Genomic DNA, 26,547 nt, shown 5'->3' with positions numbered 1-26,547 from the left:
CGGGCCGATGCTGTATTTCGATACCAGTTTCCTGCTTTCCTACTTCACGACCGAAGCCTCCTCGACAGCTGTGGAGGCGTTTTTCTCCCGTCACGATTTCGAAAGCTTCACGATCAGTCAATGGACCGCTACCGAGTTTCACAGCGCGATCAGCTTCAAGATCCGTTCCGGTCAACTGGCTGCTGCCATGCAGGACGCCATCCTTGAACGCTTTGCCACCGCCCGTGCCGAAACCTTTCTCGTCGTGCTACCCACTGCCGCCGATTTCGAGCTGGCTAGTGGCTTGCTTCGCGACTGGAAAAGCGGCCTGCGCAGCAGCGATGCCCTGCATCTGGCCATCGCTCGCAATCGTGAAGCGACCCTGGTGACACTCGACAAAACGCTGCTGAAAGCAGCCCGCAGTCTCAAGATCGCCCACAAGACCCTGCCCGGCTCATGAGTAGCGCGAAACCCGGCGAACACACGCCGATGATGCAGCAGTACCTGGCGATCAAGTCGCAGTATCCGGACACGCTGGTGCTGTATCGGATGGGCGATTTCTACGAGCTGTTCTACGAGGATGCGCGCAAGGCCTCGAAGCTGCTGAACATCACGCTGACCAAGCGTGGCGAATCGAATGGCGCGCCGATCGCGATGGCGGGCGTGCCTTATCACCAGCTCGAGAACTATCTCGGCCGGCTGATCCGTCAGGGCGAATCGGCAGCGATTGTCGAGCAGGTAGGCGAAGTCGGACTCGAGAAAGGGCCGGTGCGCCGCGAAGTGGTCCGCGTGGTCACGCCGGGCACCGCGACTGAGGATTCGCTGCTCGATTCGCGTGCCCAGAATCTGCTCGCGGCGGCCTGCATCAGCGGCGGCAAGTTCGGACTGGCCTGGCTGGAGCTGTCGTCCGGACGCTTCTCGGTGCTGGAAACCGAAAGCGCCGGCGACTGGCGCGCCGAGCTGCATCGCCTGCGTGCTTCCGAACTGCTGACGCCGGAAGACTCGGCCTACGAACTTGGCGGCTTGCACGGCCGGGCTCGGCCGGTCTGGCATTTCGATACCTCGTCTGCCCGCCGTCTGCTGACCGAGCAGTTCGGCACTCGCGATCTGCGTGGCTTTGGCGCCGATGAACTCGGCCCGGCCTTGGGTGCTGCCGGCGCGCTGCTGCAGTACGTGCAGGAAACCCAGAAGGCCAAGGTCGCGCATCTGACTGGCTTGCGGGTCGAAACGATCGACGAAGCGCTGATCCTCGATCCGTCGACGCGGCGCAATCTGGAGATCGAGCACTCACTGTCCGGCTCCGCGCCGCACACCCTGGTCGCGGTGCTCGACGCCTGCGTGACCAGCATGGGCAGCCGGCAGATGCGGCGCTGGCTGTCGCGGCCGCTGCGCGATCGCGAAACGGTGGGTGCCCGCCATGACGCAGTGGCGATGCTGATCGACGATGGCAGCTATCGAACCTTGCGCGAAGCGCTGCGACCGATTGCCGATATCGAACGCATCCTGGCGCGCGTGTCCTTGCGCTCGGCAAGGCCGCGCGATCTGGCCGGGCTGGGCGCGTCGCTGGCCGGGCTGCCGGCCTTGGCGCAAACCTTCGCGACCGTCGATGCGCCGCTGCCGAGATCGCTGGCCGAACGGCTCGGCGATCACCCTTCCCTCGCCGCCGAACTGGCGCGCGCGATCGTCGACGAGCCGCCGCTGCTGGCCCGTGACGGCGGCGTGTTCCGCCCGGGCTTCGACGCCTCGCTCGACGAGCTGCGCAATCTGTCGACCAATGCCGACGGCTTCCTGCTCGATCTCGAAAGCCGCGAGCGGGCGCGTTCCGGCATCGATGGCCTGAAGGTCGGCTACAACCGGGTGCAGGGCTATTTCATCGAGGTATCGAAGCTGCACTCGGCGAAGGTGCCAGCCGACTACCTGCGCCGCCAGACCCTGACCAATGCCGAGCGCTACATCACCGAGGAGCTGAAGCGCTTCGAGGATCAGGTGCTCGGCGCCCGCGACAAATCGCTGGCCCGCGAGAAGCAGCTTTACGAGGCGCTCCTCGATCGGGTTGCCGCCGATCTCGTGCCGCTGCAGGCCACGGCCGCCGCGATCGCCGAACTCGACGTGCTGGGTAGTTACGCCGAGCGCGCCGAAGCGATGCGCTGGACACGGCCCGCACTCGTCGAAAGCGCCGGCATCCGGATCAGCGGCGGCCGGCATCCGGTGGTTGAAACCACGCTGGACACGCCATTCGTGCCGAACGACAGCCTGCTCGACGACAGCCGCCGCCTGCTGCTGATCACCGGCCCGAACATGGGCGGCAAGAGCACCTACATGCGCCAGACGGCGCTGATCGTGCTGCTTGCCCACGCCGGCAGTTTCGTGCCGGCGGAGAGCGCGGTGATCGGCCCGGTCGATCGCATCTTCACCCGCATCGGCGCTGCCGACGATCTGGCGCGCGCGCAGTCGACGTTCATGGTCGAGATGTCGGAAACCGCGAATATCCTGCACAACGCCACCGCGCAAAGCCTGGTGCTGATGGACGAAGTCGGCCGCGGCACGTCGACCTATGACGGCCTCGCCCTCGCCCGCGCCTGCGCCGAATACCTGGCGACGACCTCGAAAGCCTGGACCCTGTTCGCAACCCATTATTTCGAACTGACCGCGCTCGCCGACGAGCTGCCGGCGGTGGTCAACGTCCACCTCGACGCCGCCGAATATTCATCGGCGGCCGGCGAACAACTGGTGTTCCTGCACAAGGTGCAGCCGGGGCCGGCGAACCGTTCCTACGGCCTGCAGGTGGCGGCACTGGCCGGCGTGCCGGGACCGGTGATCGCACGCGCAAGGACCATCCTCAACGCGCTGGAAAAGCAGGCCGAAGCCGCACCCGCGAAAGCCCTGCCCGCCGCGCGCAAACCGGAACCGCCTCAGCTCGCGCTGTTCGCGCCGGCCGAATCGAAAGCGCTGAGCCTGCTCGACAAGACCGATCCCGACGCATTGAGCCCGCGTGAGGCGCTGGAGCTGCTCTACAAGCTGAAGAAGCTGCGCTGAGCGCTGGGTCTGTTCACGATCACTTTGCTCGCTGCGGCGGAGGTCATTTCTGCGCAGTGCAACGAACGAGGAGCGGCCAATGGCCGACCATTGGCGCGACGAGAGAGGCAGCAATGCGCAGAAATGGCCCCGCCCCGAAGGGTTGCGGCCAAAAGCGCGCCGGGACTTCGTTGCGAACCTTGACCATAGGTGGCTATGGCCTGCGGTTCGCGCCTCGCCCGGCGCGCTTTTGACCTGCAACGCAGCGATCAAAGCGATCGTGAACAGACCCACTGCTAGCGACCGGCGCCCGCCTCCGCTACCCTCTTGCGCCCCACGCTGACCTGCCTCCATCCGATGTCGATCTGGTTCAAGAATTTGACGGTGTACTCGCTGGCGCCGGGCTGGCGAATGACGGCGGCGCAGGTGGAAGAAGCGCTGGCCAAGCACCCGCTGATCCCGGTCAACAGCGCCAGCATGCAGAGCCAGGGCTGGGTGCCGCCGGCGCCGGGCGCTGGCCTGGTCTACTCGCAGGGCAAGCAGTTGCTGATCGCCCTTGGCATCGAGCAGCGCATGCTGCCAGGCTCGGTGGTCAATCAGGTGCTCAAGGAAAAGGCCGCCGCGCTCGAACAGCAGCAGGGCTTCGCGCCGGGCCGCAAGCAGCTGCGTGACTTGAAGGATCTGGTCATCGACGAGCTGCGGCCGCGCGCCTTCATCCGCAGCCGCACGGTCCGCGCCTGGATCGATTTCGAGCACGGCTGGTTCATCGTCGACAGTTCCTCGCCAAAGCTCGCCGAAGACCTCGGCACCGTACTGCGTGCCGATCTCGGTGACCTACCGGCCGTGCCTCTGGATACGAAGGAAGCACCGTCCGCGGCGATGACCGCCTGGCTGGCGACGGGTTCGTCACCGCCGATGTTCCTGGTCCAGGACGACTGCGAACTGCTGGCCGACAACCCGACCAAGGCCGCGGTGCGCTACGCCCGCCACAGTCTCGATGGCCCGGAGCTGAAAAGCCTGATCAACGGCGGCAAGATCGTCACCCGCGTCGGCCTGGGCTGGCGCGAGCGCCTGACCCTGGTGCTGACCGACAAGCTGGCGATCAAGCGCATCCGCTTCATCGACATCAGCGAAGACGATGCCGCCGCGAAGAAGAACGACGCCGACGCCTTCGATACCGATTTCACCTTGATGACCGGCGAGCTGAGTCTGCTGGTTGGTGATCTGGTGGCCGCGCTGGGCGGGGCGAAGCCGGCCGCCTGAACTTCTGCATCGCTGGCTGCAAGCGACGTAGGGTGGGCAGGTCGTATCTGCCCACCGATTCGAGATCGTTCAACTGCGGAGCATGGTGGGCAGATGCAGCCTGCCCACCCTACGGGCCTGCCCCGATTTTCTACTCCGGCTTGCGCGGCTTGTAGCCGGTCCAGCCTTCCGGCTTGGCCTTGCGATCGATCTTCTTGATCGCGTCGCGACGCGGCACGTCGCCGATCTTTCGCTCTTCGGCACCGGGCCGTGAACGCCGCTCACGCGGCTCTTTCGCCTTCTTCGGCGCTTCGAAGCCGACCGCTGCACGCAGCGCGCTCAGCTCGTCACGATCGAGATCGCGGAAGCCGCTGGACTTGACGCCACGACCAAGCAGGATCGGGCCATAGCGGACGCGGATCAGGCGGCTGACTTTCAAATCCTGCGAATCGAACAGGCGCCGCACTTCGCGGTTGCGGCCTTCCTTCAGGGTGACCTTCCACCAGGTATTCGCCGAGCCGGTCCGGCCTTCGTCGTCACCATCGTCATCGAGTTCGGGGGCGATGCGCTCGCCGGGCTCGATCTTGTCGAAGTGCGCCGGGCCGTCTTCCAGCTCGACGCCCTTGCGTAGCTTGTCGAGCGTTTCCTTGGTGATGGTGCCGAGCACGCGCACGGCGTACTCGCGCTCCATCTCGTAGCTTGGATGGGTCAGGCGACGGGCCAACTCGCCGTCGTTGGTCATCAGCAGCAGGCCGGAGGTGTTCAGATCGAGACGGCCGACGGCGATCCAGCGGCCGTTGTCGAGCTTCGGCAGCTTCTTGAACACCGTCTTGCGGCCTTCGGGATCATCCCGCGTGACCAGCTCTCCGACGCGCTTCTTGTACAGCAGCACGCGGGTCGCTTCCTTCGCGTACGAATGGCGAACCATGCGGCCGTCGATGGTGATGCGATCGCCGGCCACCACCTTCTGGCCCGCCGTCGCCGCTTCGCCGTTCACCTTGATGCGGCCTTCGGCGACCATCGTTTCGATGGCGCGACGCGAGGCGAGGCCGGCATCGGCCAGCACCTTCTGAATCCGTTCGCCGCTCAATGGAGCACCACGTCGGCTGGCGCATCGTCACCATCGGAGCCGCCGTCAGACTCCTCGTCGCTGTCGGCCTCTTCTTCGCCCGGACGCGGCAGCGCCGCGGCACCGGCGCCGGCACCGAGCTTGGCCAGTGCGGCTTCCAGCTGTTCGAGATCCTTGACGTCCGGCAGCGCCGGCAGCTGGTCGAGCGTGCGCAGGTTGAAGTCGTCGAGGAACTGCGACGTGGTTCCGAACAGCGCCGGGCGGCCCGGCACGTCCTTGTGGCCCAGTTCGCGGATCCAGCCGCGCTCCGAGAGCGTGCGCAGGATGTTCGAGGACACGGCGACACCGCGCACGTCCTCGATCTCGCCGCGCGTGATCGGCTGGCGATAGACGATCAGCGCCAGGGTTTCGAGCAGGGCGCGCGAATACTTCGGCGGCTTTTCCTGCCACAGGCGCGCGACCCATTCGGCGTATTCCGGCCGCACCTGCACACGCCAGCCGCTGGCCACTTCCTTCAGCTCGCTGGCGGTGCCGGAGAAGCGGCTGTCGACCAGGGCCAGCGCTTCGCGCAGTTCGCGCTTGCCGAGGTTGAACTCGGAGCCGACGAAGCGCACCAGCTGATCCATCGACAGCGCGCCGTCGGAAGCCAGCAGCAGCGCTTCGATGATCAAGCTGACGGCACCGAGATCGACGGCCGGTGAGGTATCGGCCGAGGTCTCGACCATGCGGTTTTCCTGCTCTTCTTCGTTCACGCTTTCAGTCCTTCGGATACATCGGTGATCGCCCAGCAGTGGCTGCGCGCTTGCCGCCTCACGGCGGGTGGTTCATCAGGGACACGGGTCTGTTCACAATCACTTTGGTCACTGCGGCGGAGGTCGTTTTTGCCCAGTGCAACGAACGAGGAGCGGCCAATGGCCGACCCATTGGCGCGACGAGTAAGGCAGCAATGGGCAAAAACGATCCCGCCCCTTCGGGTTGCGGCCAAAAAACCGCCGGGACTTCGTTGCGAACCTTGACCATAGGTGGCTATGGCCTGCGGTTCGCGCCTCGCCCGGCGGCTTTTTGACTCGCAACGCAGCGATCAAAGTGATTGTGAACAGACCCTAGTATCCCAGCAAATTCTGCCGATTGGCGTCGCGCCACCATTCGAAGAACGGCACCAGCAGCACCAGCAGCACGATGCCGGCGCCCCAGAGATTGCCGTTGGCGAGAAACCAGGCGGCGGCCGTCCAGCCGAATTGCATGGCCAGGACGCTGACGATATCGAGCGGATCGCGCGAGCGGCGCGCCGCCGAAACCTGCACGAACGAGCGCCGCGGCGATGGATACGGCCTTGCCACTTCCACCGCGCAGGCACAGAAGCCAGCGCCGAAACTGCACAGCAGGCAGACGATGCCCATCCACAGGTTCTGCGCCATCGCCCAGAGCGAGGCCAGCAGCATCAGCAGCAACACCGGGGCAAGTGCGGCAATGCACTTGTAGGCGATCAGCTGGCCCCGGGAGCGAGGTGAAGCACCGAGCAGCGCCGGGGCTTCCTCGGCGCTGATCATCAGGTTCGAGATGTACTGGCTGAGCTGGCCGGCGAAGAAGGTAGTGGCGGCGACAGCCGCGGCGAGCTGGTACTGGCCCTTGAACAGATTGCCGTAGAAGAACGCGACGATCAGCATCGGCTGCGCGAGCAGCGCGATCGCCAGCCGTGGGTCGCGAACGATGGTCCGCCATTCCTTGAGCATCACTACTCTCAGCAGACCGGGACGGAAGCGCGGCATGGTCTCGCCGCTTGCCTGCTGACGGCGCTGGCGCGGCGGCGCGTTGTCCGGTGATTGCACGGCCTGCAGGATCGCCGGCGCGGCATAACGGGTCGCGAGTACCAGACTCAGGCCGGCGAGCAGGCTCATGCCCATCAAGGCGGTGAGATCGCCGGTCATCGCCAGCGCCGGCAGCCGCACCAGATGGGCATGCGCCGCGAGACCGCTGTTGGCGATGCCTTGGCCGCCATCGCTGGACTTCGCTTGCGGATCGCGCGACAGCAGGCTGACCGCGACGAAGCCCAGCGGCACCAGTGCCTGCACCACCTGCAGCACTCGCCTCGCCCGGACGACGCCGAACAGCCGCACCGCCAGCCCGATGATGAACAGCGCCAGCGCCAGGGTCACCATCGCCATCATCACGGTGACCGGATAGGCGAGCAGGAACAGCGGCTCGCCGAGCAGCGCGCCCATGTTGGCGACCGGCGTCACCAGCAGGATCGAGATCGCCCAGGTGCCGGCAATCAGCGATACCACCCGCATCCACAGCACCCGCTCGAACGGCAGCGGGCTGGACAGATGCAGGCTCAGCTCGCGGCCGGCGAGGATCAGGCGGAAGCTGCCGATCATCGCGGCCATCAGCATGAAGAACTCCAGCGACAGCAGCATCACGCCGGAGAACTGCAGCGCCCGCTCGGTGCTCAAGCTGGTCGGCGCCGTGAGCATCGCGTACAGCACCAGCCCGGCCACGGCGTGCAGGCCGATCAGGAAGCCGCCGTAGAGCAAATAAGGCCAGAGGCGCCGACGGCCCAGGCTCATGCCGCGAAAGGCGAGGCGCAGATCCTGCCAGACCAGCCACGGCAGACCGCCGGCCGCAAACCTCATATCGCCTCTGGGCCAGTCGCCGACAGGAACAGGTCTTCGAGCGTGTCGTGAACGTTGCCGTACTGCTGGCGCAGTTCGTCCAGCGTGCCTTCGGCAATCAGCTGGCCGGCGCGGATCAGGCCGATGCGCGAGGCCATGCGTTCGGCCACTTCGAGGATGTGGGTGGTGAACAGCACGGTCAGGCCATCGCGCACCAGGCCGGCGAGGAAGTCCTTGACCTTGCGCGCGGCGGCGGCATCGAGGCCGGTCAGCGGCTCGTCGAGAATCAGCAGCTTCGGCTCGTGGATCAGCGCGCCGGCCAGGGTCAGCTTCTGCTGCATGCCGCGCGACAGGTTTTCGCAGTAGTTGGCGCGCGCATCCCAGAGATCGAGCCAGCGCAGCAGGTCTTCGCCCTTGCGCTCGGCGGTCCGGCCATCGACGCCCCAGAGGCCGGCGACGAACTCCAGATACTCCGTGCAGCGCAGCTTGCCGTAGAGCATCGGCTCATCGGGCAGGAAGGCCAGCTGCTGCTTGGCGGCCATCGGCTCGCGGGCCAGATCATGGCCGAACACGCGGATGCTGCCGGCGTCCGGCTGCAGCAGGCCAGCGATCATCCGCAGCGTGGTGGTCTTGCCGGCGCCGTTGGCACCGAGCAGCGCGTAGAACTGTCCCGCTTCGAGCCGCAGGTTCAGGCCGGCAACGGCGGCCTTGCTGCCGAAACCCTTGGCGACGTTTTCGAGTTGCAGTGCTGATGCGGCGCTCATGCGTCCTCGGCCAGCGCCGCTTCACCCGCGCCGGCCGCGGCGATGGTCACCAGCGCGAACGGGCCGGACTGGGTGATCTCCAGCATCGACGACTTCGCCAGTTCCAGGATCGCCAGCAGGCAGACGACCACCCCTGCCCGCCCCTCCGCCGGATCGACCAGATCGACGAAGCGGATCGGGCCGTTGCGCACGCAATCAAGCACATGGCTCATCCGCTCGCGGACGCTCAGCGGCTCGCGAGCGATGGTGTGGCGGGTGAACAGCTCGGCTCGCAGCAGCACTTCGCGGAACGCCAGCATCAGCTCGCGCAGACCCGGCGCCGGTGGCAGCACGACGACGTCGACCTTGTCCGGCCGCGCCTGCACCACGGCGATCTCGCGGCCGACTCTCGGCAGTGCGTCCAGCGCTTCGGCGGCAGTCTTGAAGCGCTCGTATTCCTGCAGGCGGCGCACCAGTTCCATGCGCGGATCGCCACCGGTTTCATCGTCATGCGCGGGCGGCTTGGGCAGCAGGATGCGCGACTTGATCTCGGCCAGCCAGGCGGCCATCACCAGATACTCGGCCGCCAGTTCCAGGCGCAGCTCGCGCATCAGGCGGATGTATTCCATGTACTGCTGGGTGATCTTCAGCACCGGGATATCGAGGATGTCCAGGTTCTGCTTGCGGATCAGGTATAGCAGCAGATCGAGCGGACCTTCGAAGGTTTCGAGAAAGACTTCCAGCGCATCCGGCGGGATGTACAGATCGCTCGGCATCTGCGCCATCCGCTCGCCATTGACCAGCGGGCCGCGCGCCTCGGCGGCCGGAACCGCTGCGTCGACGGCAGGCTCGGTGGCTTCCTCTCCGCTCACGCCGGGATCAGGCCAAGCACATCGTGCACGCGCTTCAGGGTGGCATTGGCGCGGGCGCTGGCGCGTTCGGCGCCGTCCTTCAGTACCGCACGCAGGCCATCACGGTCTTCGCGCAGTTCGGCGTATTTCGCCTGGACCGGCTTCAGGCATTCGACGACCGCATCGGCTACCGCGCCCTTGAACGCACCGTATTGCTTGCCTTCGAATTCCGCTTCAAGCGCGGTCACGGTCTTGCCGGTGGTCGCTGCAAGAATCGACAGCAGATTCGACACGCCAGGCTTCGCGGCGATGTCGAAGCGGACGACGCCATCCATGTCGGTGACCGCACGCTTGATCTTGCGGACGATCACGTCCGGCGAGTCGAGCAGGTACAACGCGTTGGTTTCGGCGTCGTCGGACTTCGACATCTTTCCGGTCGGATCCTGCAGACCCATGATTCGCGCGCCGACCGGCGGGATCATCGGCTCCGGCACGGTGAAGACCGGTTTGTCGATATTGGCGTAGATGTTGTTGAAGCGATTGGCGATGTCGCGCGTCAGTTCCAGGTGCTGCTTCTGATCGTCGCCGACCGGCACTTGCGCCGCGTCATAAAGCAGGATGTCCGCCGCCATCAGCACCGGATAGCCGAACAGGCCGGCGTTGATGTTGTCGGCATGCTTGGCGCTCTTGTCCTTGAACTGGGTCATCCGCCCGAGCTCGCCGAACTGCGTGTAGCAGTTCAGGATCCAGCCGAGCTGCGAATGCGCCGGCACGTGGCTCTGCACGAACAGCACGTTGTCTTTCGGATCGAGCCCGCAGGCGATGTACAGCGCCAGGAACTCGTAGCAGCGCTCGCGGAGGGTGGCCGGATCCTGGCGCACGGTGATCGCGTGCAGATCCACCAGCATGTAGTGGCAGTCGTAGTCCTTCGACAGCGGCAGCCAGTTCTTGATCGCGCCCAGATAGTTGCCGAGCGTGAGGCGGCCGGACGGCTGGATGCCGGACAGAACGGTGGGGCGTGCGTTGGAAGTCATCGGAAACGAGCGAGGTGGTGCGGCGAGTTACAGGCCGACGATCAGCAGGATCAGCGCGATCACCAGCCGGAAGATCGGCGCGATGATCACCCCCAGCACGCCGAGCACGGCCAGCGCCAGGATGATCAGGAAGGTGTACGGCTGAAGCTTCTCCAGCGCGATCGACTGCTTCGGTGGCAGGGTCACCAGCAGCATGCGGCCGACATCGAACGGCGGCAGCGGCAGCAGGTTGAGCACGAAGAAGCTGACGTTGAACATGATGCCGAGATTGGCCATGGTGCCGATGCCGAGCCACACGCCTTCGCTTGAGCCCGGCATGCCGACGGAAATCTTCAACACCACCGCCCAGAGCACGGCCATCACCAGATTCGACAGCAGACCGGCTGCAGCCACCTTGACCGCACCGCTGCGCGGATTGCGGAAATTGCGCTCGGAAATGGGGATGAACTTGGCCCAGCCGATCAGCAGACCGCCGAGGCCGGCGCTGCTCAGCGCGATGAACACACCGGGCAGCAGCAGGGTGCCGATCGGGTCGACATGAGCGAGCGGATTGAGGCTCATGCGGCCTTGTTGCTTCGCGGTGTTGTCGCCAAGCGCCAGAGCCATGCGGCCACGGACGATTTCGCGAACGGTGAGCGCGAGCACTAGCGGCAGCAGCGACACAGCCAGTCGCTGAAAAAGGGTCAGGGATTCCATCGGCCGATTATACCGGTGCCACGCACGCCACCTGCCCGCTCAGCTTTCTGCCAGGCCCAGCGTCGATACATCGCCACGCCCCTGGCGGATCAGCAGCGGCGCTTCGCCGGTGAGATCGATCACCGTGGTCGGGGTGACACCGCAGGTACCGGCATCGAGCACCAGATCCACCGAGCGCTCCAGCCGCGCGCGGTCGTCGTCGAGATCGTCGAGCGGCTGTTCGGCGTCCGGCCATTGCAAGGTGCAGCTCAGGATCGGCTCGCCGAGCAGTTCCAGCAGCGCCTGGGTGACCTTGTGCTCCGGAATGCGGATGCCGATGGTCTTGCGCTTCTCGTGCATCACCCGGCGCGGCAGCTCCTTGGTCGCTTCAAGCACGAAGGTGTACGGGCCCGGCGTCAGCTGCTTCAACAACCGGTACTGCCAGTTGTCGACCTTGGCGTAAGTGGCGATCTCGGACAGATCGCGGCAGACCAGGGTGAACTGATGCTGGCGATCGAATTCGCGCAGGCCGCGGATGCGTTCCGCAGCATCCTTGTCGCCCAGGCGGCAGCCGAACGCGTAGCAGGAGTCGGTTGGATAGGCGATCACCGCGCCCTGACGGACACGATCCGCCGCCCGCTGCAGCCAGCGGCGCTGAGGATCGATCGGATGTAGTTCAAGCCATTCGGAAGCCATGCGGTCATTGTCCCATGCCCGGATGGCGGATCGTTGACTGCAGCAATCAGTCCCCATGATGCGAAGAGCGCCGTGGCTATAATCCGGCCATCCGAGGCCCGGGGATCGACCATCCGCAGGCCGCTACCGATTCGATGCAGGAACCTGCCGCTGACATGAATGCTGTGCTCGACCTGATTCCCGCGATCCTGTTCTTCGTGGCTTACAAGCTCTACGACCTGTTCACGGCCACCGCGGTGCTGATCGTGGCTCTGCTGGTGATGGTGGCAGTGACCTGGCTGCGCACGAAGAAGGTGCCGAAGCTGCAGCTGGCCACGGCGCTGGTCGCCGCGGTGCTCGGCGGCCTGACGCTGTGGTTCCGGGATCCGAAATTCATCCTGTTCAAGCCGACGGCGATCTACGGCGCCTTCGCGCTGGCCCTGCTCGGCAGCCACGTGATCGGCGACAAGGTCCTGATGCAGCGCATCCCGCAGAAGAACCTGGTGCTGCCCGGCGCGCTGTGGCGCAAGCTCAATCTGGCCTGGGCACTGTTCTTTATGTTCTGCGCGGTGCTCAACATCTACGTGGCGATGAACTTCAGCGAAGCGGTCTGGGTGAAGGTCAAGGTGTTCGGCTTCACCGGGCTGATGTTGGTGTTCATGCTCGCCCACATTCCGTTCCTGTCCCGGTACATGGTCGATCCCGATGCCCCTGCGCGTTGAAAACATCCGCAAGACGCTCGATGCCGCGCTGGCGCCCTCGCAGCTGGAGATCGAGGACGACAGCCATCGCCACGCGGGTCATGTCGGCGCCAAGGGCGGCGGACATTACCGGGTGTTCATCGTCTCGGCGAAGTTCTCCGGCCGCTCGCTGATCGGCCGGCACCGGATGGTCTATGAAGCGCTCGCCGACCAGATGAAGGGCGACATCCACGCGCTGTCGATCGTCGCCAAGGCGCCCGAGGAAGTCGGCAGCTAAGTCTCTTGCGCTGGACGGCGCAGCAGCCAGCCCAGACGTAGACATTCGAACAGCAGCCAGGCCAGCACGGCGCCGGTCAGCAGCGCAGCTTGCTCATCGAGCAGGTTCGTCAGCAAGGCTGGCAGATGGCCGCTCCAGAAGGCTTTGATCAATCCCAGCAACGGATGCGGCCGCAGCAGATCGCCACCACGGCGGCCCAGGAATTCGATTCCGGCTTCACCCTTGCGTGCGGCTTTCAGCAGCCAGCGTTCCCCAACAGAATCACCCGCTTCGCTGCTCGCCTTCAGCCAGGCCGTCGATCGTGCTGGATTCAGCCACAGTGCCAGCGTGCCACCCGGACGCTCGGCGAGATTGGCGACGCGATTGAGCATCTGAGGATCGTCGATCGGCCGCAGGATGCGCAGTGCCGCTGCCGGACGCGCCCGCTCGGATAGCCGCGACACATCGCCGGCCACGGCCAGCAGTTCATCGGTCTTGCCAGTCTCGAAAGCACGACGCCCCAGACGCAGCAGGGTTTTCGCGAACGTCTCGCTGAGCGCCCCGGCCCGGCGCGCGAACTTCATCAGGGCCACGCCGGCATCGGCACCGGGCGCGATGGTCGTCGCCAGACCGAGCGCCGACAGCGCCACGATCACCTCGTCGCTGTCCTCCCCGCGCAGCGCCTTCGCGCCCTGGATCAGCAGATCGCGGACATCGCCGATCACCAGCAGATCGGCCACCACCGCACCGGTGAGGGCTTCAGTGCTGTCCCCCTGCCCGGTCAGCGCACCGCGTCCGGCTTCGGTCAGACGGCGCAGCACGGCATCGCGCTCGGCAATGATCTGCGTCTGCGCGGCGAGCAGCGCCGGCCTCTGCTCGGCGTCACTCGTTTCCAGGCCCGCGTCAATGATCATCAGCGCTTCGCTGAAATGCCCGGCAGCCCGTTCGGTTTCCGCGCCGGCGAGCGGATCGTAATCGGCCAGCGCATCGAGTTCGGCATTCGCCGACAAGCTCGGCCAGTGCTCGAGACAGGCCCAGGACAGCAGCGCCGCCATCAACAACCGCAGGGCGCACAAGCCGATACCGAACTTGCGCGATCGGCTCACTAGCCGATCAATCCGCGCAGCGCTGCCAGATCGAGCACCGGCACGCCGAGCTTTTCGGCTTTCGCGAGCTTCGATCCCGCCGCTTCACCAGCCAGCAGGAAGTCGGTTTTCGCCGATACGCTGCCAGTGACCTTGCCGCCATTCGCTTCGATCAGCGCGGCAGCTTCTTCACGGCTCAGGCCCGGCAGGGTACCGGTGATGACCAGGGTCTTGCCGGTCAGTGCACCTTCCGCCGCAGCTTTCGGCGCTGGCCAGTGAATGCCGGCGCCGCCTTCTTCACGCGGCTTCACTAGCGTGTCGATCACCGCGCGGTTGCGTGGCTCGGCAAAGAAATGGGCAATCGATGCGGCGACTGTCGGGCCGACATCGGTCACCGACTGCAACAACGGAAACCTTTCCTTCTTCTTCTCGGCGTGCTCGGTCGCGAGATCCGCTTCCGCCGCTGCCAGCAGCGCGGTCAGGCTGCCATAGTGCTGCGCCAGATCGCGTGCCGTGGTCTCGCCGACCACCGGAATGCCGAGCGCGAACAGGAAGCGGCCGAAGGTGGTGTTGCGGCTGGCGTCGATCGCATCGACCAGGTTCTGCGCCGATTTCTCGCCCATGCGTTCGAGTGCGGCGAGCTTCGCAGCATCGAGCTTCAGATAGATGTCGGCCGGCGTACGCACGTCGAGCGCGTCGATCACCAGCGCCAGCAGCTTTTCGCCAAGGCCGTCAATGTCGATCGCCTTGCGCGACACGAAGTGGATCAGCGCGCCATGCAACTGCGCGCGGCAGGACAAGCCGTTGGTGCAGCGGGCAATCGCCTCGCCTTCCTCGCGAGCGATGGCACCGCCGCAGACCGGGCAACTCGGCGGCAGCAAGACGACGCGGGCGTCGGCAGGCCGCTGCGCAAGGACCACTTCCTTGACCTCGGGAATCACGTCGCCGGCGCGGCGCACGATCACGGTGTCGCCGATGCGGACGTCCTTGCGCTGCACCTCGTCCATGTTGTGTAGCGTCGCGTTCGAGACATTGGCGCCGCCGACGAACACCGGCCGGAGCCGCGCGACCGGCGTCACCGCGCCGGTGCGGCCGATTTGGAACTCGACGTTCTCGAGCACCGTCACCGCTTCCTCGGCCGGGAATTTGTAGGCCACGGCCCAGCGTGGCTCGCGCGACACGCTGCCGAGTTCGCTGCGACCAGCGAGATCGTCGAGCTTGAAGACAACGCCGTCGATGTCGAACGGCAGGCGCGCACGTTTCTCGCCGATTGCTTCGAAGTAAGCGAGGCAGCCTTCGGCGCCGGTCACCGGTTGGATCAGCTCGGAGACCGGAAAGCCCCAGGCCTTGAGCTGGTCGAGCACATCGCGATGACGCACCGGCAGCGTCCAGCCTTCGGAAACGCCAGTGCCGTAGGCGTAGAACGCCAGCGGGCGCTTCGCTGTGATCACCGATTCGAGCTGCCGCAAGCTGCCAGCGGCGGCATTGCGCGGATTGACCGGCGGCTTCTCGCCGCGCGCCTCGGCATCGCGAACCATCTTCTGGAAGCCGGCCAGCGGCAGGAAAACCTCGCCGCGCACTTCGACCAGCGGCGGCACCTCGCCGCGCAGACGCAGCGGCAGGCTGCGGATGGTACGGAGGTTCTGCGTGATGTCCTCGCCGGTCTCGCCATCGCCGCGCGTCGCGCCCTGCACCAGCAGGCCGTGCTCGTAGATCAGCGACACGGCAAGGCCGTCGAGTTTCGGTTCGGCGATGTAGTCGACCGCCGCCTTCGCCAGCACTTCGCGTACGCGGCGATCGAAGTCGATCAGCTCGGCGTGCTGAAGCTCGCGACCTTCGGCCTTCAGATCGATCGCGGCCTTACGCAGGCTCAGCATCGGCTGGCGATGACGAACTGCGGCGAACATCGGCGACGGCGCACCGCCGACTCGCTGGGTCGGCGAGTCCGGCGCCTTCAGTTCGGGGTTCGCAGCTTCCAGCTGCTGCAGCTCGCTGAACAGCTGGTCGTACTCGGCGTCCGAAATTTCGGGCGCATCGAGCACGTAATAGCGATGGTTGGCCTGCTCAAGCTGCTGCCGAAGCTCGGCGGCACGCTTCGCCGCCGAAGTCTTCTCAGACACCGTGACTACGCGCCCAGGCTTCGACTTCCTGCTGCAGCGCCCGCGCCGATGACGGCGAGAACGGCTGCTTCTTGGCGTCGAACACTTCGGCGTTCAGTGCACGCGCCAGTTTCTCGGCGGTGCCGATCATGTCGCGGATCGCGTCCGGCGCCCGCACCGGGCCGGGGAGAACCATGAATAGGGTCAGGCCTGGCGTCGCGAAGGTGCCGGCCGCCGCAGGATCGAGATGTCCCGGCTTCAGCAGGCTGGCAACGCTGAACACGGCATCGGCGCCGAGCAGGCGGTGATAGATCTGACGCGCGCCGTATTCCAGCTTCTGGGCTTCGAGCGCTTCGTGCAGCTCGTGGCCGAGGATCGCCTGCCCCTCGCGCTGGGCAATAAGCAGCGACACGATCTTCTGCGGACCGGGCATCACCGGCTTCGCAGGGGCCACCGCTGGCGCGGGAGCCGGGGTTACCGGAGCCGTCTTCGGGGTGCCGAAGCTCGGGCCGCGCGCCGGCACGATAGGCGCCGCTTCCTCTGCCGCAGATTCGCCGAATCGCGGTTCGACCCGGCGCGCCTTGCCGACGCCGAATTCGTCGAACTGCTGGCCTTCCGCACCGAAGATGTCGAGCTGCCGTTCGCGCACCGGCGCGCCGGGACTGGGAATATCGCTATCGGCGTTCATCGCCCGGCGGTCGCGGCGCGACAGAACGTAGATCGCGATGACGGCGATCACCGCGAAAATCAGCAACGCCCACTGCAATGGACTCATCGTTTCGCCTTTAGACCCCGAAGCATTTCAACGGCCGCTGACCTCGCACCGAGCCTCAAACGGCCGGTGCTTCCGCTGCTTCTTCCGGCGTGCCGGCCAATGCCACGGCCTGCTGCACATCGACGCTGACCAGGCGCGACACGCCCGGTTCCTGCATCGTCACGCCATGAAGGTGCTCGGCCAGCTCCATCGTGATTTTGTTGTGCGTAATGATAATGAATTGAACGCCCTGCGACATTTCCCGCACCACTTCGCAGAAGCGGCCGACATTGGCGTCGTCGAGCGGCGCGTCGACTTCGTCCATCAGACAGAACGGCGCCGGGTTGAGCTGGAACAGTGCCAGCAGCAGCGCCACCGCGGTCATCGCCTTTTCACCGCCTGAGAGCAGCTGAATCGTCGAATTGCGTTTGCCGGGCGGCCGCGCCATGACTTTCACGCCACGGTTCAGCACGGTCGCGGTTTCGCCTTCCGGCGCTTCACCGGTCAGCTCCAGATAAGCCTCGCCGCCGCCGAACAACTGCGGGAAGCGCGCCTTGAAGATCTCGTTGACCTGATCGAACGTGGTCTTGAAGCGATCGGTCGTTTCGCGATCGAGCTGGGCCATCGCATCTTCGAGCGTCGCCAGCGCATCGCTGACATCGGCGTGCTGGGTGCTGATGTAGGCCTCGCGCTCGCGGCCTTCTTCCAGTTCCTGGATCGCGGCGAGATTGATGGCGCCGAGACGATCGATGCGCCGGCCGATCGCACCCAGCTTTTCTTCCCAGAGTTCGAGCGGCAGATTGCCGTTGGCGTCCGGAATCAGGTCTTCGGCCAGCTCTTCGCGGCTGAAGCCGCTTTCTGCGAACTGGCCCTCCGCCACTTCACGACGGGCACGCAGGTTCTCGAATTCCAGCCGCGCGTTCTGCAAGCGTTCCTGCGCCGCTTCCTTGCGCGATTCGGCAGCGCGCAGTGCGCGCAGGTTTTCCGCCTGCAGGGTTTCCGCAGCGGTCAGCGCGTCGCGGGCGATGCGCAGGCGACTGCGCGCTTCGCCGACGGCGGCGCGCGAGGCTTCGACTTCTGCGGTCTTGGCGACGATCGGCGCATCGAGTTCCTCGCCGGCGACACGCCGCGAGCTCAGCCCCTGTTCGAGCGCTTCGCGCTGTTCGGCCAGCGAATGCAGCGATTGATTGACTGCCGCCAGCGCGCTGTTCTGGCTGGCCAGATGGATCTGCGCCTGGCCTCGCTGCACCGATGCCTGCTGCACGGCGGCGCGTGCCTGAGTCAGCGCATCGCGGCTAACGGACAGCACGCGGCTGCGCTCGGCGCGTTCGTTGCGCAACTGCTCGGCGGTGTCTTCGAGCTCGCCGAGGCGGGCGCGCGCTTCGGCCAGTTCTTCGGACTGCTGCTCGCGCTGGGCGCCGAGCAGTTCCAATTCCTGCGACAACTGCCGAATGCGGCTTTCGGTCTGCTCCAACCTCACCGCCTGTGCCTGCCGATGCGCCAGGCGCTGACCGTGACGGCTGCGCGTCTGATCAAGCCTTGCCGCAACACCGCGGCGCTCGTTGTCGAGCTGCACGCGACGGGTGTTCATCTCGGTGAGCTGCTGCTCGCCGGTACGCACCGTGACGGTCAGTTCTTCGACCGAGGCCTTGAGCTGCTTCAGCAGCAGGCCGCGGGCAATGACGCCGCTGTGCTGCGGATCGAGCTTCGGATAACGAACCCAGGCGCGGCCGCGCCAGACGCCATCGGCGGTGATCACCGATTCGCCGGCGCCCAGATTTGCAGCAATCCGCTCGGCGTCCTCGATCGACGATGCCGCGCGAATGCCGGACAGCCAGTCGATCACCGCGGCCGGGCCGCTGACTCGGGCCGCCAGCGTACCGTCTGTTCCAGGAGTACCAGCCTCGGCATGCAGCAAGGTCGCGCCGGATTTCGGGCCAGCCGGCACGCGTTGCGATTGCCATTCGGGCAGCAGCGGCGCCTGCAGCAGGCCGCTCAGCACGTGCTCGACGGCCGCTTCCCAGCCGGTGTCGACCTGCAATGCCGCATTCAGGCGCGGCAGGTTCGCCCAGCCATTGCTACGCAGCCAGTGGCCCAGATCGGCGTCGTCTTCGCGCAAGGCCGCCTGTTGCAGCGTTTCCAGCGAAGCCTGCCGACCACGCGCGCTTTGCAGCGCCTGCCGCGCTTCGTGCAGGGTGGTTTCGACGGTGGTGCGCTGCTCGCGGCCGGCCTGCAGTTCGGCGTCGGCGGTCTGCAGGCGAGCCTGGGCTTCGCTCAGTTCGTCTTCCAGCTCGGCGAGCTCGATATCGGCTTCGGCCAGCGAATCGCGGATCGGCGTGCCATCGAGCGCGCCGCGCTCGCCGGTCATTCGACGCAGGCGTTCCTCGGTCTGCACCAGCGCCCGTTCCTGGCTCTGCACGCGGACTCGCTCGCCTTCGGCGGCGAGCATCGGCGCCTGCGAACGCTGGGTGAACGATTCCCAGCGGCTCTGCTCTTCCGAGACGCGCGATTCTGCGCCAGCCAGCAATTCCTGCTGCTGGGCTTCACGGGCTTCGGCTTCCTCGGCGCGGGCTTGAGCGGCGGTTGCGGCTTGGGTCAGCGATTGATGACGCAGCTGTTCCTGATCGCGACGGCGGGTCAGCTCGAACAACTGGCCTTCGAGCTGTTCCAGCTCACGAACCCGGAGATTCTTCAGTTCGCGGGCATGGGCCAGATTCTGTTCGTGGCGGGCCAGCGCGCTTTCCGCTTCGTAGACTTGCGCCTGCTCGGCGTTGAGTGCGTTACCTGCTTCGCGCAGGCGCGTGTCGGCGGCGTCACGGGCTTCCTCGGCCGAGACCACGGCCGCGCGGGCGACTTCCAAAGCCTCATCCAGACTGGCAATCGACGCTTCCTGCGCTATCGCCTGGGCTTCGAGTGCGCGCAGCCTCAGCAGCAGCACTTCGGCTTTAAGCCGACGCTCCTCGTCCTTGTATTGCTTGTACTTTTCGGCGTTCGCGGCCTGCTTCGCCAGCACTTCGATGCGGGCGCGAAGTTCGCCTTGCAGATCGTTGAGTCGGCTCAGATTTTCCCGCGTCTGCTTGATTCGCGACTCGGTTTCCCGGCGGCGCTCCTTGTACTTGGATATGCCGGCCGCTTCTTCGAGCAGCTGGCGCAATTCCTCGGGCTTGGCCTCGACCATCCGCGACACCATGCCCTGCTCGATGATCGCGTACTGGTTCTTGCCACCGAGGCCGGTGCCGAGAAACAGGTCGGTGACGTCGCGCTTCAGGCATTTGCTGCCGTTCAGGTAGTACTGGCTGCCGCCATCGCGAGTCAGTTCGCGCTTGACCGCCAGTTCGGCGTAGGCGGCGAAAGGGCCGGTGACCTGGAAGTCGCTGTTGTCGAAGGTCAGTTCGACACTCGCCCGCCCAGCCGGCTTGCGTGAACGCGAGCCGTTGAAGATCACGTCTTCGGAATCCGCGCCGCGCAGATTCTTGATGCTGGCTTCACCCAGCACCCAGCGCACGGCATCGATCAGGTTCGATTTGCCACAGCCGTTCGGGCCGACGACCGAGGTCAGCCGCGAAGGTAGCGGCAGGCTGGTCGGGTCGACAAAGGACTTGAACCCGGCGAGTTTGATTCCGGATAGACGCATGTACGATGGAGTTTGCAGGAGGCTGGACGAGGCAGTCGCCCGTCGCGGGTAGCCGACAGTTTAAGGGATGACAGCCATTTTGCAGTTCGACGACCGTCTACCGAGGGCGTCATTTGCGACAATAGCCCCCTCAGCTTCCTACCCTGACCTTCAACAATGTCGACCAAGCCTTCGAAAGCGCTGGAAAATTTCCCCAACCCGAACCCGGGACGCGACTTCGTGATCCGCATGCGGATGCCGGAGTTCACCTGCCTGTGTCCGAAAACCGGCCAGCCGGATTTCGGGACGCTGTACCTCGAGTACATTCCCGAGGCGCTGTGCGTCGAACTGAAGTCGCTGAAGTTGTATCTATGGAGCTACCGCGATGAAGGCGCATTCCACGAAGCGGTCACCAACAAGATCCTCGACGATCTGGTTGCCGTGACCCAGCCCCGCTTCATGCGCGTGACGGCCGACTGGTACGTGCGGGGCGGCATCTACACCCATGTGGTCGCCGAGCACCGCGCACCGAACTGGGCACCGACCTTCGCCGATACCGTGCAGCTGCCGCCGGCGATGTGGCAGGGCTTTCAAGGGCATTGAGCTTCGCACGCAGGTGAATCGAACCCCAGCCGGAGGTCCGGCTCGAATCCCGGACAACGCCTGAATTCGAGCCAGACTTCTGCTTGGCGCTAGGCCGCTTTGGCGGCTCTTTCCTCTCGCGGCGCGATAATGACCAGCACATCCATCGCGACCTTGTCGAGGATGCGTTCGGCGGTGTCGCCGAGCAGCGAGCCGGCCAGGCTGCGCTTGTCCGATGAGCCGATGACGATCACCGGTCCGTCGAGCGTCTTGGCCACTCCAAGCAACATGTCTTCAGGCGTTCCGGGACCGGCATGGGCTCGTGATCGCTGAATCTCGGCAAAGCGTGCGAGATCCATTGCATCGACGCCGTGCAGCAGGTTCGGGTACGCGTTGACGACATGCAACTCGGCACCCGAGACCTCGCAGATTCCACGCGCGTGCCGGATGACTTCCTGCATGAACTGCAGGTTGTTCGGGCTCTTGTCGAGCAAATCGACCGCAGCGATCAGATTGCGCGGCGTCTTGGGACTGTCTTCCTTGATAAACAGAATCGGGCAGTCGGAGGTTCGCAGCAGCGTCCAGTCGCTGGTTTTTGCCAACCGCCGGCGCAAGGCAGTCTGCTGGTTCATCACTTTGACGATCATCTCTGCGCCCCAACGGCGTGCAGCGGGAGCAATGGCAGTGCTCCAGTCTTCGGCGATCTCCGCTTCAGTGGTGACCTGCACGCCAGCGTCACGGGCCGGCTTGGCGATCCAGTCCAGCCATAGCCTCAGACGCTCGAGTTCCGCCTGGCGCAGTGCCTGGGTATCACTGCTCGACAGCTTCGGCAGCGGCATGCTGGCGTAGAGGAGCAACTGCGCCGACAGATGTTTGGCACCATCGGCCACCCGCCCCAAACCTTTCTGGTGATTTCTCGTCGGATCAACCACATACATGATTTTCTTGAAGGTTTTCATTGATTCTTGTCCCCCCCCCCGATTGAGTGCTGGCAATGTCTCCGTTTTGTTGAACTTGCAACTGATATGTCCCCAAGCGAGGCGCTTCGGAACAGCGTCTGTATCGATGAACCTGCGATTCATACGAGCTTCCAGACATCGCTCCGGATTGCCTCGGAATCACATATAAGCCTCGCAAACGGGAAAGACAATACGATCGCCGCGAGGCTTGAGGCGGGCGCATGAAATTTGCTCAGGCAGTACCGGATCGTGGTTCTGGGGAGTCAGAAAATGCTTGATTCGAGGGGCGAGAGTGAACGGCTGCCTTACCGTGGACGCTTCGCACCGACGCCGTCGGGGCCGCTGCATCTCGGTTCGCTGAGCACCGCACTCGCCAGTTATCTGGATGCGCGGCACGCGGGCGGTCGCTGGCTGATCCGGATCGATGATCTCGATGCGCCACGTTGCCGTCCGGAACACGCCGACACGATCCTGCGGCAGCTCGAAGCGCATGGGCTGCGCTGGGACGAGGAGGTCCGCTATCAATCCCGGCACACAGGCGAATACGAAGCGGCCTTCGACCAGCTGCGCGCCGACGGCCTTTGCTATCTCTGCACCTGCACGCGCGCCCGGCTTGCCGAAACCTCGCATTCGGGGATCGATGGACCGGTCTACGCAGGAATCTGCTCGCGTGCAGGTCATCAAGGCGCCGGAAGCTGGCGCGTACGGATGCCGGACGGCGTGATTTCGCTCGAGGATCGTCTGCACGGAACGATCAGCCGCGACATGCAGCGGGACATTGGCGATTTCATGATCCGACGCGCCGATGGCCTGATCGGCTACCAGCTTGCGTCCGTGATCGACGAACGCGAACAAGGCATCAACACGCTGGTTCGCGGTGCCGATCTGATCGGATCGAGCCTGCGGCAGCAATACTTGCTAAGCCATTTCGGAATTCCGATTCCTGCCTACCTGCACGTGCCAGTATTGCTCGACAGCAGCGGGCTCAAGCTGAGCAAGCAGAACCATGCGCTGCCGATCGCTTCGAAAAACGCCGCGCAGAACCTGATCCGGGCGTTGACCCTGCTCGGCCAGAGCGCCTTCGCGGCGGACTGGCACGGGAGGATCGACGAAATCCTGCGTTTGGCAGTCCGAAACTGGAACCCGGCGCTGATTCCAAGACGCCTCGACCTGCCCGCCTGAACCGGTCATCAGTACCACAGAGACTTAATGGTGCTATGCGGCATAGTCTGGCATTCTTGGCGCACCGCAACATAGTGAACCGCATGAACGATATTCGCGTCATCAAGAAATATCCGAATCGTCGCCTGTACGACACCAATGTCAGTCGCTACATCACGCTCGAGGAAGTGCGGCAACTGGTCCTGAGCAACGTCAAGTTCCGGGTCGAGGACAAACGCACCAAGGACGACATCACGCGCAGCATCCTGCTGCAGGTGATTTCGGAGCAGGAAGAAGGCGGCAATCCGATCTTCAGTTCGGAGCTGCTGACCCACATCATTCGTTTCTATGGCGATCCGATGCAGCCGAGCATCAGCCGCTATCTGGAAATGTCGCTGCAATTGTTCCTGCAGCAGCAGACCAACTTCAGCGAACAACTGAAGGAATTGCTCGGCCAGGCCCAGCAGCCGGTGCAGCGCCTCAAGGATCTGGCCGAACGCCAGGTGCCGATCTGGCGCACCGTTCGCAAGGAGTTTCTGAAGAACCTGACGCGCGCCAAGGCCGTCCGGAAGGGTGGCACGGAACTTGGTGATTGATCAGCAGTTTCGCTGAATCATTCTGGGAATAAAGTCGGAAATTTTTGACACATCCGTCAAAATTATTGACTATCATCGTTAACTGTATGATTTAAATATATTTAACGATCTCGATCTGATTTGACAAGACGCAATCAAGAATTTATAGTGCACTGCAACATCGATCAAGCAACAAGACGGCGCATCCCAAGTCCAAGTACTACCTGCGCTGTGAATGTCTCCTCCAGAAAGGCCTAGCGCCTTTCTCGCACCTTGCCCCCTGCATCAGGGGGTTTTTTTTGCCTGCCGTTTTCGTGCGGAATAATCAGCGGACACAAAAAAGCCGGCGCGTGCAAAGCACGCGCCGGCCTGGATCAGCAACCCGCTTCAGGCGACGTCGACAGCCTTCATCGACAGACGGATGCGGCCCTGCTTGTCGATTTCGAGAACCTTCACGCGCACGGTCTGACCTTCGCTCAGTTCTTCGGAGACGTTCTCGACACGCTTCTCGGAGATCTGCGAGATGTGCACGAGGCCGTCCTTGCCCGGCAGGATGGTCACGAAGGCGCCGAAATCCATCAGCTTGGCAACCTTGCCTTCATAGACTTCGCCAACCTGGACTTCGCGGGTCAGCGCTTCGATGCGAGCAATGGCCGCCTTCGCAGCATCGCCATCGATCGCCGCGATACGAATGGTGCCGTCGTCGTCGATGTCGATCGAGGTGCCGGTTTCTTCGGTGATCGAGCGGATGGTGACGCCGCCCTTGCCGATGATGTCGCGGATCTTGTCCGGGTGGATCTTGATCGTGGTGATGCGCGGCGCGAATTCGGACATCTCCGAACGCGGCTTGGCGATCGTCGCGGTCATCGACTCGAGGATGTGCAGACGACCCGCGCGGGCCTGTTCCAGCGCCTGCTTCATGATCTCGCCGGTGATACCGGTGATCTTGATGTCCATCTGCAGAGCGGTCACACCGGCAGTGGTGCCGATGACCTTGAAGTCCATGTCACCGAGGTGATCTTCGTCGCCGAGGATGTCGGTCAGCACGGCCCAGCGCTCGCCTTCCTTGATCAAACCCATCGCAACACCGGCAACCGGCGCCTTGATCGGCACGCCCGCGTCCATCAGCGCGAGGCTGGCGGCGCAAGCCGAGGCCATCGACGATGAACCGTTCGATTCGGTGACTTCCGCGACAACGCGAACGACGTAGGGGAAATCCTTGACCAGATCCGGCATCACGGCAGCAACGCCGCGCTTGGCAAGACGGCCGTGGCCGATTTCGCGGCGCTTCGGCGCGTTCAGGCGGCCGGTTTCGCCGACGCAGTACGGAGGAAAGTTGTAATGCAGCATGAACTGGTCGCGAGACTCGCCCTGCAGGTTCTCGATCAGCTGAGAATCCTTGCCGGTGCCGAGCGTGACCACGCCGATGACCTGGGTTTCGCCACGGGTGAACACGGCCGAACCATGGGTACGCGGCAGGATGCCGACGCCCATATCGAGGCGGCGCACGGTCTTGTTGTCGCGGCCGTCGATGCGCGGCGCGCCCGACAGGATGCGATCACGCACCACGGCGTATTCCAGATCGCCGAACGCGGTCTTGACCTTGGGGGCTTCGAACTTCGGCGCATCGCCTGAGGCGAGCGCGGCAACAGCCGAATCACGGACCGCGCGAACGGCGTCCTGACGGGCCTTCTTGTCGGTAATCGCGTAGGCGGTGGTGACGTCGGCGGTGTAGGCAGCCAGCGCGCCAGTCAGATCGGCGTTGGCGGCGGCCGGCTTCCAGTCCCACTTCGGCTTGCCGGCTTCGGCGACCAATTCATTGATCGCCTTGATCGCGGCCTGCATCTGCTCGTGGCCGAACAGCACGGCGCCGAGCATCACTTCTTCGGAGAGCTGCTGCGCTTCGGATTCGACCATCAGCACAGCGTCGGCGGTGCCGGCGACAACGAGGTCAAGCTTCGAGTCTTCAAGCTGCTTGTGCGTCGGATTCAGCACGTAGGCGCCGTCGATGTAACCGACTCTAGCGGCGCCGATCGGGCCCTGGAACGGGACGCCGGCCAGCGACATCGCGCAGGACGCGCCAATCAGTGCGGGGATGTCGCCATCGATCTGCGGATTCGACGACATCACCATCGCAACGACCTGAATCTCGTTGTAATAGCCTTCCGGGAACAGCGGACGCATCGGACGATCGATCAGACGCGAAGTCAGCGTTTCCTTCTCGGTCGGGCGACCCTCACGCTTGAAGAAACCACCCGGGATACGGCCACCCGCGTAGGTGCGCTCCATGTAATCGACGGTCAGCGGGAAGAAGTCCTGACCTTCCTTGGCATCCTTCTTCGCCACCACGGTGACCATGACCACGGTCTGGTCGACGGTGACGATGACCGCTGCAGTCGCCTGACGGGCGATGGCACCGGTTTCGAGGGTGACGGAGTGGGCACCGTACTGGAATGATTTCTTGATGGGCGCTACGGGATAGACCATGTTGGACTCTGTCGAACTCGGAGAAGGAACAGCGAGAACCGCAGCGCTATTTAGCGGCGCAGACCGAGTTCGGCGATCAGCTTGGAGTAACGGCCTTCATCTTCGCGCTTCAGATAGTCCAGAAGCGTGCGGCGCTGGTTGACCATCATGGTCAGACCGCGGCGGGAATGGTGATCCTTCTTGTTCGCTTCGAAATGCCCCTGCAGCGACTTCAGCCGCTCGGTGATCAAGGCAACCTGCACTTCAGGCGAACCGGTATCACCCTTGGCGCGGGCAAACTTGGAAACGACGGCGGATTTCTGCTCAACGGAAAGGGACATCATCAACTCCAAAAAATGATTTTACGGTTCTGTAAACCAGCTATTGTAACGGCCGTGACC

Annotated in this window: 23 protein-coding genes; 8 read left to right on the top strand and 15 right to left on the bottom strand. The window is 64.5% G+C overall.

Features of this window, described 5'->3' with window-relative positions; all coding sequences use genetic code 11:
• Nucleotides 1-7 precede the first annotated feature (7 nt).
• The 3 genes from G513_RS0104375 (at nt 8) to G513_RS0104365 (ending at nt 4,257) form a co-directional block, all read left to right on the top strand.
• Nucleotides 8-439 carry a type II toxin-antitoxin system VapC family toxin gene (locus tag G513_RS0104375; RefSeq protein WP_022975605.1) on the top strand — a complete coding sequence of 144 codons (432 nt, stop codon included), beginning with the start codon at nt 8-10 and terminating at the stop codon, nt 437-439.
• Nucleotides 436-3,015, top strand: coding sequence for a DNA mismatch repair protein MutS (gene mutS / locus G513_RS0104370; RefSeq protein WP_022975604.1), 2,580 nt, complete (start codon nt 436-438; stop codon nt 3,013-3,015). The genes G513_RS0104375 and mutS overlap by 4 nt, the downstream gene beginning before the upstream one ends.
• Before the next feature lie 336 nt (nt 3,016-3,351).
• Nucleotides 3,352-4,257, top strand: coding sequence for a recombination-associated protein RdgC (locus G513_RS0104365; RefSeq protein ID WP_022975603.1), 906 nt, complete (start codon nt 3,352-3,354; stop codon nt 4,255-4,257).
• Between the two features lie 130 nt (nt 4,258-4,387).
• Here the strand turns inward: G513_RS0104365 and G513_RS21325 are convergent, their stop codons facing one another.
• From G513_RS21325 to G513_RS0104325, 8 genes are all read right to left on the bottom strand, one after another.
• Complete coding sequence (locus G513_RS21325) at nt 4,388-5,326, bottom strand: pseudouridine synthase (protein ID WP_211219598.1); 939 nt, start codon at nt 5,324-5,326, stop codon at nt 4,388-4,390.
• Nucleotides 5,323-6,057, bottom strand: a complete 735-nt coding sequence (scpB, locus tag G513_RS21320; RefSeq protein WP_022975602.1) for an SMC-Scp complex subunit ScpB — start codon at nt 6,055-6,057, stop codon at nt 5,323-5,325. Before scpB ends, G513_RS21325 begins: the two co-directional genes overlap by 4 nt.
• A 351-nt stretch (nt 6,058-6,408) precedes the next feature.
• Entirely contained in the window at nt 6,409-7,938 is a 1,530-nt protein-coding gene (locus G513_RS0104350) for a hypothetical protein (RefSeq protein WP_022975601.1), read from the bottom strand.
• Nucleotides 7,935-8,681: an ABC transporter ATP-binding protein gene (locus tag G513_RS0104345; protein WP_022975600.1), complete on the bottom strand. Its 747-nt coding sequence runs from the start codon at nt 8,679-8,681 to the stop codon at nt 7,935-7,937. Before G513_RS0104345 ends, G513_RS0104350 begins: the two co-directional genes overlap by 4 nt.
• Entirely contained in the window at nt 8,678-9,532 is an 855-nt protein-coding gene (locus G513_RS21315) for a segregation and condensation protein A (RefSeq protein WP_022975599.1), read from the bottom strand. The genes G513_RS0104345 and G513_RS21315 overlap by 4 nt, the downstream gene beginning before the upstream one ends.
• Nucleotides 9,529-10,545: a tryptophan--tRNA ligase gene (gene trpS, locus G513_RS0104335; protein ID WP_022975598.1), complete on the bottom strand. Its 1,017-nt coding sequence runs from the start codon at nt 10,543-10,545 to the stop codon at nt 9,529-9,531. Before trpS ends, G513_RS21315 begins: the two co-directional genes overlap by 4 nt.
• A gap of 27 nt (nt 10,546-10,572) precedes the next feature.
• A complete protein-coding gene (locus G513_RS0104330) occupies nt 10,573-11,241 on the bottom strand; it encodes a site-2 protease family protein (protein ID WP_022975597.1) in 669 nt (222 codons plus the stop codon).
• Nucleotides 11,242-11,280: 39 nt separating this feature from the next.
• The gene (locus G513_RS0104325; RefSeq protein WP_022975596.1) at nt 11,281-11,916 is read right to left on the bottom strand and encodes an L-threonylcarbamoyladenylate synthase; all 636 of its coding nucleotides are present in this window, start codon (nt 11,914-11,916) and stop codon (nt 11,281-11,283) included.
• A gap of 155 nt (nt 11,917-12,071) precedes the next feature.
• Between G513_RS0104325 and ispZ the strand changes: the two genes are divergently transcribed.
• Both ispZ and G513_RS0104315 read left to right on the top strand, forming a co-directional pair.
• Nucleotides 12,072-12,617 (top strand): septation protein IspZ, encoded by a 546-nt coding sequence (ispZ, locus tag G513_RS0104320; RefSeq protein ID WP_028475125.1) that lies wholly within the window; start codon nt 12,072-12,074, stop codon nt 12,615-12,617.
• Nucleotides 12,601-12,873 (top strand): BolA family protein, encoded by a 273-nt coding sequence (locus tag G513_RS0104315; RefSeq protein WP_022975594.1) that lies wholly within the window; start codon nt 12,601-12,603, stop codon nt 12,871-12,873. Before ispZ ends, G513_RS0104315 begins: the two co-directional genes overlap by 17 nt.
• Here G513_RS0104315 and G513_RS24645 read toward each other — a convergent pair.
• From G513_RS24645 to smc, 4 genes are read right to left on the bottom strand one after another with little or no spacing between them, the layout of a single operon-like run.
• Nucleotides 12,870-13,958: a hypothetical protein gene (locus G513_RS24645; RefSeq protein WP_022975593.1), complete on the bottom strand. Its 1,089-nt coding sequence runs from the start codon at nt 13,956-13,958 to the stop codon at nt 12,870-12,872. The genes G513_RS0104315 and G513_RS24645 overlap by 4 nt on opposite strands.
• On the bottom strand, nt 13,958-16,057 hold the full coding sequence (gene ligA, locus G513_RS0104305) for an NAD-dependent DNA ligase LigA (RefSeq protein ID WP_022975592.1): 2,100 nt from the start codon (nt 16,055-16,057) through the stop codon (nt 13,958-13,960). Before ligA ends, G513_RS24645 begins: the two co-directional genes overlap by 1 nt.
• Nucleotides 16,050-16,811, bottom strand: a complete 762-nt coding sequence (locus tag G513_RS24640; protein WP_084711332.1) for a cell division protein ZipA — start codon at nt 16,809-16,811, stop codon at nt 16,050-16,052. Before G513_RS24640 ends, ligA begins: the two co-directional genes overlap by 8 nt.
• Before the next feature lie 55 nt (nt 16,812-16,866).
• Entirely contained in the window at nt 16,867-20,424 is a 3,558-nt protein-coding gene (gene smc, locus G513_RS21300; protein ID WP_022975590.1) for a chromosome segregation protein SMC, read from the bottom strand.
• A gap of 156 nt (nt 20,425-20,580) precedes the next feature.
• Here smc and queF point away from each other — a divergent pair, with 156 nt between their 5' ends.
• Complete coding sequence (gene queF, locus G513_RS0104290; RefSeq protein ID WP_028475124.1) at nt 20,581-21,006, top strand: preQ(1) synthase; 426 nt, start codon at nt 20,581-20,583, stop codon at nt 21,004-21,006.
• An 89-nt stretch (nt 21,007-21,095) separates the two neighbouring features.
• On the opposite strand, the gene G513_RS0104285 is transcribed toward queF, so the two are convergent.
• The gene (locus tag G513_RS0104285; RefSeq protein WP_022975589.1) at nt 21,096-21,944 is read right to left on the bottom strand and encodes a universal stress protein; all 849 of its coding nucleotides are present in this window, start codon (nt 21,942-21,944) and stop codon (nt 21,096-21,098) included.
• A gap of 228 nt (nt 21,945-22,172) precedes the next feature.
• Between G513_RS0104285 and gluQRS the strand changes: the two genes are divergently transcribed.
• Both gluQRS and phaR read left to right on the top strand, forming a co-directional pair.
• On the top strand, nt 22,173-23,126 hold the full coding sequence (gene gluQRS / locus G513_RS0104280; protein WP_211219597.1) for a tRNA glutamyl-Q(34) synthetase GluQRS: 954 nt from the start codon (nt 22,173-22,175) through the stop codon (nt 23,124-23,126).
• Nucleotides 23,127-23,209: 83 nt separating this feature from the next.
• Complete coding sequence (phaR, locus tag G513_RS0104275; protein WP_022975587.1) at nt 23,210-23,701, top strand: polyhydroxyalkanoate synthesis repressor PhaR; 492 nt, start codon at nt 23,210-23,212, stop codon at nt 23,699-23,701.
• Nucleotides 23,702-24,067: 366 nt separating this feature from the next.
• Here the strand turns inward: phaR and pnp are convergent, their stop codons facing one another.
• Both pnp and rpsO read right to left on the bottom strand, forming a co-directional pair.
• On the bottom strand, nt 24,068-26,167 hold the full coding sequence (gene pnp, locus G513_RS0104270) for a polyribonucleotide nucleotidyltransferase (RefSeq protein WP_022975586.1): 2,100 nt from the start codon (nt 26,165-26,167) through the stop codon (nt 24,068-24,070).
• 50 nt (nt 26,168-26,217) lie between these two features.
• A complete protein-coding gene (rpsO, locus tag G513_RS0104265) occupies nt 26,218-26,487 on the bottom strand; it encodes a 30S ribosomal protein S15 (protein ID WP_028475122.1) in 270 nt (89 codons plus the stop codon).
• Between the last annotated feature and the right edge of the window lie 60 nt (nt 26,488-26,547).

The sequence above is a fragment of the Nevskia ramosa DSM 11499 genome, assembly GCF_000420645.1.
GTDB classification, from domain to species: Bacteria; Pseudomonadota; Gammaproteobacteria; order Nevskiales; family Nevskiaceae; genus Nevskia; species Nevskia ramosa.
The sequence above is the reverse complement of the archived record's forward strand: the minus strand, read 5'-3'. Positions and strand labels throughout refer to the sequence as shown.

Excerpts from the sequence above, each read along its gene's own strand:
- trpS (WP_022975598.1), bottom strand. The coding sequence starts at position 10,545 with ATGACTTCCAACGCACGCCCCACCGTTCTGTCCGGCATCCAGCCGTCC.
- mutS (WP_022975604.1), top strand. The coding sequence starts at position 436 with ATGAGTAGCGCGAAACCCGGCGAACACACGCCGATGATGCAGCAGTAC.
- G513_RS0104285 (WP_022975589.1), bottom strand. The coding sequence starts at position 21,944 with ATGAAAACCTTCAAGAAAATCATGTATGTGGTTGATCCGACGAGAAAT.
- G513_RS0104365 (WP_022975603.1), top strand. The coding sequence starts at position 3,352 with ATGTCGATCTGGTTCAAGAATTTGACGGTGTACTCGCTGGCGCCGGGC.
- G513_RS0104375 (WP_022975605.1), top strand. The coding sequence starts at position 8 with ATGCTGTATTTCGATACCAGTTTCCTGCTTTCCTACTTCACGACCGAA.
- G513_RS24640 (WP_084711332.1), bottom strand. The coding sequence starts at position 16,811 with ATGAGTCCATTGCAGTGGGCGTTGCTGATTTTCGCGGTGATCGCCGTC.
- rpsO (WP_028475122.1), bottom strand. The coding sequence starts at position 26,487 with ATGTCCCTTTCCGTTGAGCAGAAATCCGCCGTCGTTTCCAAGTTTGCC.
- pnp (WP_022975586.1), bottom strand. The coding sequence starts at position 26,167 with ATGGTCTATCCCGTAGCGCCCATCAAGAAATCATTCCAGTACGGTGCC.
- queF (WP_028475124.1), top strand. The coding sequence starts at position 20,581 with ATGTCGACCAAGCCTTCGAAAGCGCTGGAAAATTTCCCCAACCCGAAC.
- G513_RS0104330 (WP_022975597.1), bottom strand. The coding sequence starts at position 11,241 with ATGGAATCCCTGACCCTTTTTCAGCGACTGGCTGTGTCGCTGCTGCCG.
- G513_RS0104315 (WP_022975594.1), top strand. The coding sequence starts at position 12,601 with ATGCCCCTGCGCGTTGAAAACATCCGCAAGACGCTCGATGCCGCGCTG.
- G513_RS0104325 (WP_022975596.1), bottom strand. The coding sequence starts at position 11,916 with ATGGCTTCCGAATGGCTTGAACTACATCCGATCGATCCTCAGCGCCGC.
- ispZ (WP_028475125.1), top strand. The coding sequence starts at position 12,072 with ATGAATGCTGTGCTCGACCTGATTCCCGCGATCCTGTTCTTCGTGGCT.
- G513_RS0104350 (WP_022975601.1), bottom strand. The coding sequence starts at position 7,938 with ATGAGGTTTGCGGCCGGCGGTCTGCCGTGGCTGGTCTGGCAGGATCTG.
- phaR (WP_022975587.1), top strand. The coding sequence starts at position 23,210 with ATGAACGATATTCGCGTCATCAAGAAATATCCGAATCGTCGCCTGTAC.
- smc (WP_022975590.1), bottom strand. The coding sequence starts at position 20,424 with ATGCGTCTATCCGGAATCAAACTCGCCGGGTTCAAGTCCTTTGTCGAC.
- G513_RS0104345 (WP_022975600.1), bottom strand. The coding sequence starts at position 8,681 with ATGAGCGCCGCATCAGCACTGCAACTCGAAAACGTCGCCAAGGGTTTC.